This window comes from Rheinheimera sp. (genome assembly GCF_037442525.1).
In the GTDB taxonomy this organism is placed as follows: domain Bacteria; phylum Pseudomonadota; class Gammaproteobacteria; order Enterobacterales; family Alteromonadaceae; genus Pararheinheimera.
Map to the genome: position 1 here is coordinate 612,195 of NZ_JBBIQD010000001.1, position 13,130 is coordinate 625,324.

The 13,130-nt window shown below is 53.1% G+C and carries 12 protein-coding genes and 1 other RNA gene; 5 read left to right on the forward strand and 8 right to left on the reverse strand.

Features of this window, described 5'->3' with window-relative positions; genetic code table 11:
* Positions 1 to 53: 53 nt before the first annotated feature.
* Entirely contained in the window at positions 54 to 2,582 is a 2,529-nt protein-coding gene (locus WKJ03_RS02865; RefSeq protein ID WP_337840641.1) for a TonB-dependent receptor, read from the reverse strand.
* A gap of 203 nt (positions 2,583 to 2,785) precedes the next feature.
* Between WKJ03_RS02865 and WKJ03_RS02870 the strand changes: the two genes are divergently transcribed.
* Genes WKJ03_RS02870 through WKJ03_RS02880 form a run of 3 tightly spaced genes read left to right on the forward strand, consistent with a single transcriptional unit; the run spans position 2,786 to position 6,053 of the window.
* Positions 2,786 to 3,412 (forward strand): c-type cytochrome, encoded by a 627-nt coding sequence (locus WKJ03_RS02870; protein ID WP_337840642.1) that lies wholly within the window; start codon positions 2,786 to 2,788, stop codon positions 3,410 to 3,412.
* A complete protein-coding gene (locus WKJ03_RS02875; RefSeq protein ID WP_337840643.1) occupies positions 3,409 to 4,569 on the forward strand; it encodes a cytochrome c peroxidase in 1,161 nt (386 codons plus the stop codon). Before WKJ03_RS02870 ends, WKJ03_RS02875 begins: the two co-directional genes overlap by 4 nt.
* On the forward strand, positions 4,566 to 6,053 hold the full coding sequence (locus tag WKJ03_RS02880) for a parallel beta-helix domain-containing protein (protein WP_337840644.1): 1,488 nt from the start codon (positions 4,566 to 4,568) through the stop codon (positions 6,051 to 6,053). The genes WKJ03_RS02875 and WKJ03_RS02880 overlap by 4 nt, the downstream gene beginning before the upstream one ends.
* A 313-nt stretch (positions 6,054 to 6,366) precedes the next feature.
* Here WKJ03_RS02880 and WKJ03_RS02885 read toward each other — a convergent pair whose 3' ends face one another.
* The 6 genes from WKJ03_RS02885 to WKJ03_RS02910 form a co-directional block, all read right to left on the reverse strand.
* Positions 6,367 to 6,630, reverse strand: coding sequence for a Txe/YoeB family addiction module toxin (locus WKJ03_RS02885; RefSeq protein ID WP_337840645.1), 264 nt, complete (start codon positions 6,628 to 6,630; stop codon positions 6,367 to 6,369).
* A complete protein-coding gene (locus tag WKJ03_RS02890; protein ID WP_337840646.1) occupies positions 6,627 to 6,869 on the reverse strand; it encodes a type II toxin-antitoxin system Phd/YefM family antitoxin in 243 nt (80 codons plus the stop codon). The genes WKJ03_RS02885 and WKJ03_RS02890 overlap by 4 nt, the downstream gene beginning before the upstream one ends.
* 93 nt (positions 6,870 to 6,962) lie before the next feature.
* On the reverse strand, positions 6,963 to 7,757 hold the full coding sequence (locus WKJ03_RS02895; RefSeq protein WP_337840647.1) for a c-type cytochrome: 795 nt from the start codon (positions 7,755 to 7,757) through the stop codon (positions 6,963 to 6,965).
* A gap of 101 nt (positions 7,758 to 7,858) precedes the next feature.
* Positions 7,859 to 7,956, reverse strand: an RNA gene (ffs, locus tag WKJ03_RS02900) — signal recognition particle sRNA small type.
* Positions 7,957 to 8,038: 82 nt separating this feature from the next.
* A complete protein-coding gene (locus WKJ03_RS02905) occupies positions 8,039 to 8,626 on the reverse strand; it encodes a 1-acyl-sn-glycerol-3-phosphate acyltransferase (protein ID WP_337840648.1) in 588 nt (195 codons plus the stop codon).
* Positions 8,626 to 9,498, reverse strand: coding sequence for a DUF3014 domain-containing protein (locus tag WKJ03_RS02910; protein WP_337840649.1), 873 nt, complete (start codon positions 9,496 to 9,498; stop codon positions 8,626 to 8,628). The genes WKJ03_RS02905 and WKJ03_RS02910 overlap by 1 nt, the downstream gene beginning before the upstream one ends.
* A gap of 116 nt (positions 9,499 to 9,614) precedes the next feature.
* On the opposite strand from WKJ03_RS02910, the gene WKJ03_RS02915 reads away from it, so the two are divergent.
* Entirely contained in the window at positions 9,615 to 10,772 is a 1,158-nt protein-coding gene (locus tag WKJ03_RS02915) for a patatin-like phospholipase family protein (RefSeq protein WP_337840650.1), read from the forward strand.
* 120 nt (positions 10,773 to 10,892) lie between these two features.
* Complete coding sequence (locus tag WKJ03_RS02920; protein ID WP_337840651.1) at positions 10,893 to 11,795, forward strand: GGDEF domain-containing protein; 903 nt, start codon at positions 10,893 to 10,895, stop codon at positions 11,793 to 11,795.
* Here WKJ03_RS02920 and tilS read toward each other — a convergent pair.
* Complete coding sequence (gene tilS / locus WKJ03_RS02925) at positions 11,786 to 13,108, reverse strand: tRNA lysidine(34) synthetase TilS (RefSeq protein WP_337840652.1); 1,323 nt, start codon at positions 13,106 to 13,108, stop codon at positions 11,786 to 11,788. The genes WKJ03_RS02920 and tilS overlap by 10 nt on opposite strands.
* Between the last annotated feature and the right edge of the window lie 22 nt (positions 13,109 to 13,130).

Genomic DNA, 13,130 nt, shown 5'->3' on the forward strand with positions numbered 1-13,130 from the left:
GCCTGAAGGCACAGCACCAGGCAAGTCAGAGCCTGCCGGTGCTGTGGCGTTGTTCAGAACTGATAACGCAGTTCCACCCCATAAGTGCGGGGTGGATTCAGTGAGGTAATAGGCGTGCCCAATACATCGGCCGCCCAGCCACCAATACCACCCGTAGTGTCATGGTCAAGCAGATTTTTGCCATACAACGCCAGCTCCCACTGATCATCCTTGCTGCTCCAGCTCAAGCGGGCATTCAGATCTTTGCGGTCAGCAAAATACTCCGGAATGCTGTATGCGATCGGCAGAATATCCGGATCGTCCGCTCTGGTGTTTTCCTCATAGACATAATCCAGATGCAGTTTGACATGGCCGTTTGCCCACTGGCCCGGCGCCGTCCAGTCTGCACTCAAGGTGTACGAATCGGCGGTTGAGGCTTTTTCGGTGTCCGTCACCAAATCGCCGTCGGCATTGTAGAACTGCTGCCACTTGGATTCGGTTTTACGGTACTCAGTCACCAGACCCAGCTTCAGGCTGTCCAGCGCCTGCCAGTCCAGGATCAGCTCAGCGCCACGGATCTGCTGGTCGCCATTAATCACAATGGGCACGGCCACACCAGACCCCGGCTCTTTGCTGTTCACCGATCGTTGCCTGTTGTCCAGATCCATGTGGAAGGCTCCCAGCTGCAGCCGGACTGCCTGCCACAGATCGGCTTTATAACCCAACTCCAGGTTGCTGACTTCTTCCGGGGCAAAAGGATTAAAAGCCGAGCGCGGGTCCAGCGAGTCATACCCTCCGGATTTATAACCGGTCGAATACGACAGATACAGCATTTGCTGTTCGGTCAGGTTGTAACGGGCCACAGCCCGGCCTGTCCATTTGCTCCAGCTGTTGCTGGCGTCCAGCCTTGGCATCACCGGAAATAAAAAGTCGGTTAAGCCTGTCATGGCGGCACCAAAGGACCGCTCTTTAATTTCCCAACTGAAGTCTTTGTCATCTTTGCTGTAACGCAGGCCAGCCGTCAGGCCCCATTGCTCATTCAGCTGATAATCCAGATCCGAATAAATACCGACCGAGGTGAAATCGCCAGTGTTGATAATATCTTCGCTCCACAACTGACCTGCCGCTGAAGGGCCAAAGATTTCGTTGACGCCTAAACCTGCGCTGATGGCCTGATAAGTTAAATCGCCTGTGGCCTGAATAGCAGCCACCAATTCAGGGCTGAACGGCTGTGCCCCCAGTTGTTGCAATAAACCGCCGACAGCCGGATCCACCATGGCCATCACACTCAGAATGCTGGCCCAGTCCTGTGGGTTCCATAAATGGTCAGCAGGCAGCCCCATCATTTCAATCATCTCATCCGGAATACCAGCCCCTTGCAACGCCGGGATCAACATGGCGTTGATATCGGCCGTGGTCAGCCGGGCTATGGTGTCTGCCATAATATTCAGGCTGGTTTTCTGGTAGACATTTTCTTTGCTGTACGTCACACCACCGACATAGCTCAGTTTGTCGTGCTGGTAGTTGATCTGCAGTTCGTTGTAAAAAATGTCGGAATCTTCAAAGTTAATGGTGTCGAGGTAACGGGTTTTGTCGGCGGTACCGTCTGAATCGTCACGACCAGACACTTCCCACTGGCGTTTACTGCTAATGAATTTGCCTGACCATTCATCATTAAAGTCGTGCATGATTTTCAGGGAGACCGCACTCATATCCCGACGCTCATGGCCGTCAATCACGTCATTTTCAATGGTCCGGTCGGCCACTTTCATGCTGTAGGCATAAGGACTGACGCCAATGGAAGGTGCATAGCCCTGGTTCAGATCGTCAAAGTCGTAACTCAGCTGCACCCTGGTGCTGCTGGTCGGCTGCCACAAGGCGGCCAGTCGGGCGGCTTTATGGTTGGTGTTGCCCAGCTCCTCGCCCTGATAATCCGGATAGACATTGTCGATATAGGAATCACGCTGGTTGCTCATCATATTGAGCCGCACCGCAAATTCGTCACTGAGCGCTTTATTGCCCATCAGCTCAACACGTTTTTGGCTGTAATTCCCCAATGTGGCTTTGATAAAGGCTTCATCATCCTGTGACGGTGCATTCGGGATCATATTGACCACACCGGCAGCGGCGTTTTTACCAAACAAGGTGCCTTGTGGCCCTTTTAAGATTTCAATGCGCTGGGTGTCGGAGAACATCACACTCTGCGCCGCCCGTGGCAGGTAAAAATCATCAAAGAAAATAGCGACAGAAGGGTCCCCCCCTGTGCTGATATTGCTGCTGGAAATGCCCCTCATACTGGCACTGGCCTGCACTACAGCGTCTTTACTGAAGCTGAAGCCCGGCGTGTAATCGGCGATATCGCCGAGCATCACTGAGTTGGTTTCTTTTAAATCTGTCGCTGAAATGCTGTCGATAGCAACCGGCACATCCATCAGGTTTTGCACCCTTTTTTGTGCGGTCACCGTCATCACTTCAATGGCTGGTTCGTCTTTTGTTTGTGCCTGCTGTGCCAGCAGGCTCTGGCTGCACAAGGCCAGCACCACACCGACGGCCAATGGATGCAGGCCAAAGCGGTTGCGTTCACGCAATTGCTTAGATGACATAGGTTTCTCCCCGTTCTTGTTGTTCTGTTTTTTGGGATCGTGCGCTCTGCATTGAACCTTCTACTGCGTCCTTTCAGAGGCGGATCTCGTCCACTTCGATACTACCTGTGCTCTGTTTGAAATTCAGCGAACTGGACAATTTTGTACACTTTTCGGTTTGAACCCAGAGCGCTGAAAACGCAAGCTTAAGCCAGACAATTCCAATGCACTATTTTACCAATGGCGCTGATATGTGGATAAAAAGCAGACTATTGCCGCTATTGGCTTTGATTAGCCTGAGTACTGCTCAGGCAACAGAGCCAACACTTTGCCTGAGCTGCCATGGCGAAAGCAGCCGGATCGCCTTAGGGGCACCTGTACTGGATGCCCAACACAAACCTTACCTGCAAAAACAACTGCAGCAATTTAAGGCAGGTGAACGGGGCGCCGAAGCCGCTGATGCTGCAGGCCAGCAAATGGCGGCTGTCGCAAAAAACTTATCCGATGCAGAGATAGAACAACTGGCGGGTTATTTTGCCGCCTTGCCAAAAGCTGTGGCTGCGACTGAGCCTGCGGCTGCCAGTATGCTCGATAAAGGTCGCCGAATTTACATTGGCAATTGCGGCACCTGCCATGGCACTCAAGCTGAAGGCAATGCCGCCTTGCACGCTCCAGCCTTGTCGTCATTGAATACAGCATACCTGCAATTGCAGTTACAGCATTTTCGTACTGGCCAACGCGGCCAGCATAAAACCGACAAACCCGGCCGCCAGATGGCAATGATGGCCCGCACCCTGACCGAAGCCGATGTGCAGGCCGTGGTGGCTTATATCGGAGCCGGGTTGCCATGATGCTGACTTTCTTAGCTCAACTGGCGCTGGCCGGTCAGCCACTGCAACTGAGCGAGCACTGTCCGCCCAGTTTTGAGCTGACAGCGCAGAACCAGTGCCAACTGGTGACCCGTTATGATTTATATGATTCTTTGCAAAACAAAGGGGTGGGCGGTACCAAAACGGCCTTGCCCAAAGCCCGCGATGGCTTTAGCCCACAACAAATTGATTTAGGCCGGTTTTTGTTTTTCGACCCATTGCTGTCCGGCAATCATCAGCAAGCCTGTGCCAGCTGCCATCAGCCGGCTTTAGGTTTTGCCGACGGCAAAGCACTGAGCACAGGAGCCCATGGGGATAGCGGCAACCGCAGCGCGCCCAGCCTGTGGAATGTAGCCTACTTAACCCAGCTGTTTTGGGATGGCCGCGCCAAAACCCTGGAGCAACAGGCGCTTATTCCGCTGTTTGCCAAACATGAAATGGCCAATACACCGGAGCAACTGCTGGCTGAACTGTCCAGCAATGCGCAGTACCCGGCACTGTTTCGCCAGGCCTTTCCAGGCAAGGAACAGATCGATTTAACTCAGGTCGCCACAGCGTTAACCGCCTTTCAAAGCTCGTTAATTTCGCTGAACAGCAAATACGATCAATACGCCCACGGTTTTCACGAAGCTCTGAATGAGGAAGAAATTAAGGGCCTGAACGTGTTTCGCTCTTTTGTCGCACGTTGTTCGGAGTGCCACACCCCACCACTCTTTACCAACCAGCAAATAGCGGTGATTGGCACGCCGGAACCCGACGGCATGCCGTTCGACCCTGGTGCAGGCAGTGAGCCTGGCAAAGAAAAATGGCGGGGTGGCTTTAAAGTACCCAGCCTGCGCAATGTGGCACTCACTGCGCCTTATATGCATTCAGGCCGTTTCGCCACTTTGGAAGAAGCTGCTGAATTCTATACCAAAGGCCGGGGCCATGCCGTGCCCAAAGGTGAACAGCTGCAACTGCACTGGCATATCTGGGAGCCGAAACTAAGCCCGGAAGAAATTAACCAACTGGCCATTTTTATGAATACCCTGACCGATCAAAGCCTGCTGCCAGCGATCCCTCAGGAGCTTCCTTCAGGCCTGCCGTTACCGGCAGAGCTGCAAACCACCAACGACAACAACAAAGGAATTACGCCATGAAAAAAACCACTGTGGCATTAGCGCTGCTGGTTCCGGCCGCTTTTATTGCCGGCAGCTACCTGTCGGGCTCTGGCCAGTCAGCTCCGGTTTACCAGCCTGACGTCAGCTATGGCGCCAGCGGTGCGGCCAATCAGAAAAAATCAGTGATTAACGCCACAGCGCCTGGAGCTGTGCATCAGGTGAAGCCCGGCCAGCTGATTATGGATGCGGTAAAAGCAGCCAATCCCGGCGATATGATCCAGGTCTGGCCCGGGGATTACACTGAAACTGTCTATATCGACAAAGACAATATCCGCCTGTCAGGGGTGATTATCGAAGGCAAGCGGCCGCGGCTCTTTGGTGATGGCCACTTAAACGATGCCATTTTGTATTCGGGCAACAACATAGTGGTGGAGAATTTTCTGATCACCAAATACAAAGGCAACGGCATTATGGGCCAGGCCGGGAATAACTTTGAGATCAGAAACAACATTATTGAAGACACCGGCGTTTACGGCATATTTCCACAACTGGGTGACAACGGTATTGTCGAACACAACGTGATTTCTGGCATTGAAGATGCCGCTATTTACATTGGTATGAGCGACCATATTCATGTGGCCAATAACGAAGTGTTTGACAGCGTGGCCGGCATTGAAATTGAAAACAGCCGCCATGCTGTGGTGGAAAACAACTTTGTGCATAACAACACAGGCGGTATTCTGGCTTTTGTCACCCCGGGCCTGCCGATTAAAGATACGGTGGATGTGATTATCCGCAATAACTGGGTCAGCAATAACAACACCAAAAACTTTGGCGCGCCGGGCTCCACTGTCTCCGGCATTCCGGCTGGTACCGGCATTCTGATTATGGCGGCCGATAAAGTGGTAGTGGAAGACAACCTGATCATCGGCAATAAAACGGCTGGTATTATTGTGACCGACCACCAGAACGCACCTAACACCACGCTGGACCCGGAATCTGACCCTTACCCGGATGAGGTGATGATTTTAAATAACCTGATGTACAACAACGGTTACGACACCATTCCTGAAGCCAAGGTATTGCTGGCAACCGAACTGAAGCAAGGCAACCCGGATATAGTGCGGGTAGGCGACAGCAACAAAAGCTGTATCAATAACCCTCAGCAGTACATTACTGTGGGTGTAGGCAACTGGCCGGCCTGTGGTTTTACCAATACTGACAATGTGGTGAGTTACCTGCTGGATACGCCAGCCGCACCACGTTCAGTCGACCCGAAAGACAAAGGTAAATACGCTTATTTAGGTATTTGCACCGGCTGTCACGCTTACACTGGCCGTTTAATTGGCCCACCAGTGCAAGTGATCCAAAGCCTGTATATGGACGACCCACAAGGCCTGGCGAACTACATTGCCAACCCGGTGAAAAAACGCGAAGACTTCCCGGCCATGCCCAAACAAGACTACCTGGACGAGGAAACCCGTTTAGCCGTCGCGGAATATATGCTGTCGGTCACCAAATAATCCCCTTTCAGGGTGACCGTAGAGGCGGGGTTTACCCCGCCTTTTTGTTCTCGCATCCAACAAGATCGGGGCGTACCTTGGTGCGCCCTTTTACTTCGAATCAATGTCGACCAAACTAACGGCTGGTCTTGTGACAAACAATCCGGCGGCAGGAGACTACTGCGTTCGCCCGTTCGTGCCTCCCGCACTCACTTTTATATCGCTCACTACGTAGTCACCAACCACCGGCTTGTTGATAGATTGCTATGCGTCAAACTTCGTTGAGGGACGAGAACCTTAAATACATTTCTTCGTTTAACCATATATTCAAGACTCACTCATAATGCGTCCAAAGCCGCAGCACTTTGACTGTATGCTCGGCTTCCAACACCTGGTAGACAAGACGATGCTGAATATTGATACGGCGCGAATAGGCACCTTCCAGATCACCAACTAACTTTTCAAATGACGGCGGCGTTTGGAAAGGGTTTGCTTCTATCAGGTTCAGTAATTCTTTGGCTTTTTCTTTCAGGCCGGACGACACTAGCTTCTGCGCGTCTTTTTGGGCTTGTTTGGTGTAAACAAGTTGCCAGCTCACCAACCAAGCTCCGTGGCACAGGTGTCAACAGGCTCTGCCATGCCCTCTTTAATAGATTCACGCATGCCGGGCACCGCAAGCAGGTACAGGGTTTCCTGAATGGCTTCCCAATCGTCAGCCGACACCAGCACTGCATTGGTTCTTTTGCCTGCAATAGTAATGGGCTGGTGCGATTCTGCCGCTTGATCCATCAACCGGTACAGATTGGCTCTTGCTTCACTGGCAGTAAGAGTTTGCATCATGATACTCCTCTTAATTAAGAGTCAAAAGAGTACGCTTTTGCGTACGTTTTAGCAAGGCGGTTTACATAGTTGGCCTATCGAGCGACTTGGTTACAACCTCAGCTTCCGCTCTTTGCTATGGCGTAAAAACGCCAATAGCTGGTCTATCTGCTGCTCCTTTAAATGGCTAAAAGGTGGCATTTTGCTTTTATAGCGAAAGCTGTTGGAGTTTTTGATAAAGGCGCGCAGGTTGGCTTCGCTCCAGTATTCGGTGACATTTTTGGGCGCGTTCAGCTCAGGCCCCACTTCCCCTCCCTGCAGGTTGATGGAATGGCAGCTTAAGCACTGGCTTTTAAACAGTAAAAAGCCCTGATAGACGGCCGAATTCTGGGGAACGCCAGTGGGATAAAGCGCTGCATAAGTGTCGGCAAAACTGACCAGTTCAATTTTAACCAGCTGATAAGGCCATGGGTTATGTTTGGCGGCGGCGCCCTGAGTCCAGACCAGGTAAAAAGGCGCTGGTGATAGTTTGGCTTTGCCTTGAGTCACAGCGGCAAATTCAAAATCGGCTTTACCGGTTTCGGCAAAGGCCAATACAGGTTCACCGGCCACTAAACTCAGCGGCATGGCCGGGGCGTAACCGTCGCTCGCCACCAGCTTTAATTCATCGCCCTGCATAGCACTTTGGTAGCCTGCCAGCGTCAGCACATCCGTCAGTAAAAAGCCCTGATAGCTTTTTTGCTGCTCATACACCGGGTCATACAGCTGCACCCTTTTTAGCGGCAATTGCTGCTTCAGCTCCGCCAGGCTGAATTCCACCTGCTTACCCGGCAGACTGACAGTCAGGTCGGCAGAAAAAACGTCAAAGCAACAAAGCAAAACGCAGAACCTGATCAGATGGCGCATAAAGCAGGACCCAAAGACAAAGACTGTCTGAGCTTACAACGAAAAAGGCAATTTACAAACCAGAGCGGCGGCTGAAGTTTTACGGAAATCTTGGGTGGCAACCTCACCAGCCGGCATCCCGGCACACACATTGTCTGCTTTGGCTGCTTCCTTCCGGACCTGACCAGGTGAACAAACTAGCATTGCGGGAGGACCGATGAGGTCACCATTGAGGGTACCGGAAAACCGGTGCGCGCATTATCCGTAAAAGCCACAGTGATGGCAAGGCAGGAATGGCCGCTTCAGGCATTTTCCGGATAACGGGCAGTTATTTGCTGAAAAAATGCACGATACAGTTGCATATCCTGCTCAAAAGTCTCGCCTGTCTTCAGGCAAGGACCAAAACGCACTTGGCGGCTGGCGTAATCCAGCCCAATCAGTGCAACTGGCACATCGGCCTGTTTGGCAATTTGCCAGAAACCGGATTTCCACTGTGTAACTTTTTTACGGGTGCCTTCAGGCGCCAGCCCAAGCAACATGGCGTCGCTTTGCTCAAAGCGTTGCACCACCTGCCCTACCACACCATGGGCTGCGCTGCGGTCCACAGCTATCCCGCCAAGACGGGTTAACAAACCGCGCACCGGCCAGACAAAAATACTGTGTTTGCCTAAAAACGACACTTTGATATCCAGCGCCAGCACAGCGGCAATACCAATGAAAAAGTCTTTATTGGCAGTATGAGGCGCCACAGCCAGCACCAGTTTGCGTTGCTGCGGCATGGGCCCGGTGATTTGCCAGCCGCCGAGTAACTTCAGCAATAAGCGGCCAATGCAGCGGCCAAAACGGCTATGGCGTTTTGGCCAGTTTTCAGGCGTCTGGCGATAAGGCATTAAGGCTGCGCCAGCACCAGCTGATGGGCCTGCAGCACCTTTTTCAGCCGCTGCTGGTTCACAGGCCCCAGACGGATCATCTGGCGCTGTGCCAAAGGTAATTCCTGCAGCGCCGCATCGGCATAAGTGTAATACACATTGGGTTGTTCCAGCGCCATCGGCGGCGCTACTTCCGGTGTTTCCAGCAGCACTTTAATGGCCTGCTGCACACGGTCGCGGAATTGCGCATCCGGGTAACCGAGCTCCTGATACGCCTGCTGCATCAGCGGGTAATACTTTTCAAACACCTGCTTCAACTCTGTCACTGAAATACTTTCCAGCAACTGCAGGTAAGGCTCATAACGGACAAAGTTATTGGGGCTGAGCAGCACCTGGCCGTCTTGCCGCTCCACCATAAACTTCTCTGCCATCGGCTGAAACAGTGGCTGATTCTTCGGTAAGGTGCCCTGCGCCACGTTATCCACGTACACCACAAAGCGGCGGATCATATCTTCAGTCACAAATAAGGACGACAAACCTGGCGCCCATTTCATCGCCAGTACCGCCGCTTTTACTTCAGTGTCGGAATTATCCAGGTCCGGCAGTGCCGGAGTGGGTTCCACCTCGACCGCATCGGCCAGCGGCTGCTCCTGCAATGGGGTTTCATCTTCGGCCTGCACCGTCAGGCTGTCGACAGGCTCCTGCTGTGCGGTCAGTACATCAGCAGGTTCCGGCTGAGTCTGGGTCACCGGGGGTGCCACCGGCACAGGCTCTGCGTCCGCAGCGCTGTCTTCGCGTAGAAAAAACCAGGCCAGAACCGCAATAGTGACCAGGACCACAGCCAGACCAATATAGTATTGTTGTTGGCCTGAGCCAGGCGTTTTTTCTGTCATAACTCCCTTATCCTTCTTCACTGCCAGAGGCCGGTTGAAAACGGCTCTAGCGTTGCATTTATTTGGCTTTTCAGCAATATATATCAACAGACTGCGGTTTTGGTTAAGAAGTTTCGATGCAAACCAGCAAAACAGAAAAAAAATCAACGAAGAAAATAGCCTTGCTGCTGACCGGAGGTGGTGCCAGGGCGGCTTATCAGGTGGGGGTGCTCAAAGCCATAGCTCAGCACTATCCACGCACCAGCGCCATTCCCTTTGACATTATCTGCGGCACCTCGGCCGGCGCAATTAACGGTACCGGCATTGCCTGTTATGCCTCCTGTTTTCACCTGGGGGTGAAAAAAATTGAATTTGTCTGGCGCAACTTTCACACAGGTCAGGTGTATTTTTCCGATTACCTGCGTTTGGGCTGGCATTTATTACGAGGGTTTTTAAGTAATTTTCAGGCTGATTATGCCAATAAAAAACCTGTCAGTTTGTTTGATAACAAACCCCTCAAGCTGTTGCTGCATAACATTGTTGATTTGCAGCGCATCGACCGCAATATTCAGGGCGGTTACCTGTCCAGTGTGTCGGTCACGGCGTCCTGCTACAACACGGGCGATTCCATCACCTTTTTCCAGTCAGACCAGGCTCAGGAATGGCGTCGGGCCAAACGTTGGGGCCGCAAAACTCTGCTGGGCATTCAACACCTGATGGCGTCTGCCGCCATTCCTTTGGTGTTTCCTTCGGTGCGTATTCACCAGCAGTACTTTGGTGACGGTTCAGTCAACCAACTGTCGCCGCTCAGCGCCCCCATTCATCTGGGGGCGGACAAAATTCTGATTATTGGCCTGGAACCCCCACGACCGCCGGATTTCAGTCATCAGATGCCACATCACCCAGGCCTGGCAACAGTGGCTGGGCACTTGCTGGATACTATTTTTGCCGACACCTTAAATGCCGATCTGGAGCGGATGAACCGCATTAACAAAACCATTGATACGCTGAAACAACATGGTATTCAGAGCGACTTAAAAAAAGTGGAAAGTTACCTCATCAACCCCAGTGTCAACTTTAACCAGATTGCCAGCCAGTATTTTTTAAACCTGCCGCTGGCGGTCCGTACTTTACTGAAGTTCATTGGCATCAGCCAACATTCCGAGTCGAGCCTGACCAGTTACCTGCTGTTTGAAAAACCTTATACCAGGCGGTTGATTGAACTGGGTTACGAAGACGCGATGCGGCAAATGTCGGCCATTCAGGCTTTTTTACAGGATGAAGCGGCAACTTAACGCCGTCAAAAAACCAACAGTTGTGCTCAATGATTTGAAAATATCTGCAATATCATTCACTTACTAAACTGGCACAATCCCTGCTAATCCCGCTTATCTACAGCACTGCGGAGAAAAGTAGTGGAATTATTTGGCTTGCAGGATATGGCGCTGTTTGGTGCCAGTTATGCGGGGGTGACTCAGCAACCGCAATGGACGTCCGATGATCCGGCATCTTTAACCGAACAATTACAAACCAGCCTGGACCTGGCCGAGCAGTTGGAGATTTTCTCCATGGCGGCCGGCAAAGTCTTGCCGCTGCGTTCGTTGCAATTACAGACTGCAGTGGGCAAATATCTGGCTTCGGGGTCGGAGCCGGCTGCATCGGAACACCGCAGTATGCTGATGCTGAACGACCAGTGTCTGGCCGAATTGTGTTATCAGTCGGAACATCCGGTCACTCCGATGCAACAACACCAGTTATGGCAACTGGAGCGGCAATGGTTGTACCCGCTGCGCAATACGCTGGTGGTCGCCCGCTTACAACAGCTGGCGCTGCGCGACAGTCTGACCAGCCTGGGCAACAGACGGCATTTTGACGACCAGTTTGCCAAAGCGCTGCAGCTGGCACACCGACGCCATGAAGCCTGTGCGCTGATCCTGCTGGATTTGGATAACTTTAAACGCACTAACGACAACTTTGGTCACCATGCAGGGGATGATGTGCTGTTGGCGGTGGCCGATGCAATGCGCCAGACACTGCGCGCCAGCGACGGCCTGTTCCGTTTTGGTGGCGATGAGTTTGCGGTAGTCCTGAGTGCAGAAGATGCCGCCTGTGCAGAGCTGGTGGCGCACCGGCTGGTAAAAGCCATCAACCAGCACCATCAGTGTCAGCAGTTTGAAGTGACTGCCAGCGCTGGTTTAGCTCAGCTGACACCGGGTGAGCAAGCCGCCACTCTGTTTGCGCGCGCCGACGATGCGTTGGCACAGGCTAAACTGGCCGGTAAAAATGCCGTCAAAGTGTCCCTGTTGAATCAGGCCTGATCCAGCCACTGAATATCGGGCCCGTGTTGCCATAGCAGCCGGGCCTTCGCCTGATCGTCCGCACAGTTCCCTGTGATCCCAGCCACCGCCAGCACCTGTCCTGCCTGCACCAGCACCGGCAGTTGTGCTCTTTGCCAGGGCGGAATCTGCCAGAGTTTCAGCCATTGTTTCAGTGTTTTGTGATGCCGGGCCCCGGCAGGTAAAAATGGCCAGTGGTACTGACCAAAACACAGCTGCAGTGGCAGGCTGGTATCATAGAATAGCGCCGTCCCTTCCCCAGTAGTGGTCAGTTGCACACTGCCCAGTTGATGGGGTAACTGCAGCAGGCTGCCGTCCCAGGTCAGACTTTGCGCCTCGGGGGCCAGCTGAGGCTCAAGCAGGTAGACCCACTGCTGAAAGCGTCGCAGCTGGTATTGCTCCAGCTGCAGCAGGGGCTGCGCATCCCGTCTTGCCTGTACCAGCTCGGTAAAAAACGTATTGAGCCAGCCACTGGACGGGTTCAGTTGCCATTGGGCCAGCCAGTGCCGTACCAACAGCTGTTGTTCAATCAGTGGAAACTGCGCCAGTTCCTGTAAATTCAGCCGCTGCCCTTGCTGCACCTGTGACAGCACAGGTTCAATCTGTTGCTGCTGCCAATGCCACAGCTCCCGCACATGCTGCTGGCTGCGCAGTGCATTGCTGCGAAAACTCGGCCAGCGCTGTTGCAATAACGGGATCACTTCGTTGCGCAGGAAGTTGCGGTCAAAGCGGCTGCTGCTGTTGCTGTCATCTTCGACAAAATCCAGTTGTTCTGTTCGGGCAAAGCCTTCCAGATCGGCGCGGCTGAACTCCAGTAAAGGCCGCAGCATATGGCCCTGCGCAAAAGGCTGCACTGCAGCAATACCGGCCAGACCAGCCAGACCAGCGCCACGTTTAAGCGCCAGCAACATAGACTCCAGCTGATCATCGGCATGATGGGCCGTCAGCAACAGGGTATCGCTCTGCTGCACAAAAGCTGCCAGCGCGTCATAACGAGCTTGCCGGGCTTTGGCTTCGAGATTGGCCCCCCCTTCCAGCTTCACCCTGACCGACTGAAAAGGTACGGCGCGCAGCAGACACTGCTCGGCACAGAAGGTGGCCCAGTCATTGGCGTATTGGCTTAAACCGTGGTGGATATAAACGGCTTCCAGTTCGAACTGATGCGCGCGACGCAGACGCACACAGAGCTCAAGCAGCACCATGGAATCCAGCCCGCCAGACAAGGCCAGTACCAGCTTTTGTGGCGCCAGGGGTTTGAGTGACGCCATCAGCGCCTGCAGTAATTTAGAGGTCATAAAAAACCGCCTGGCGGCGGTT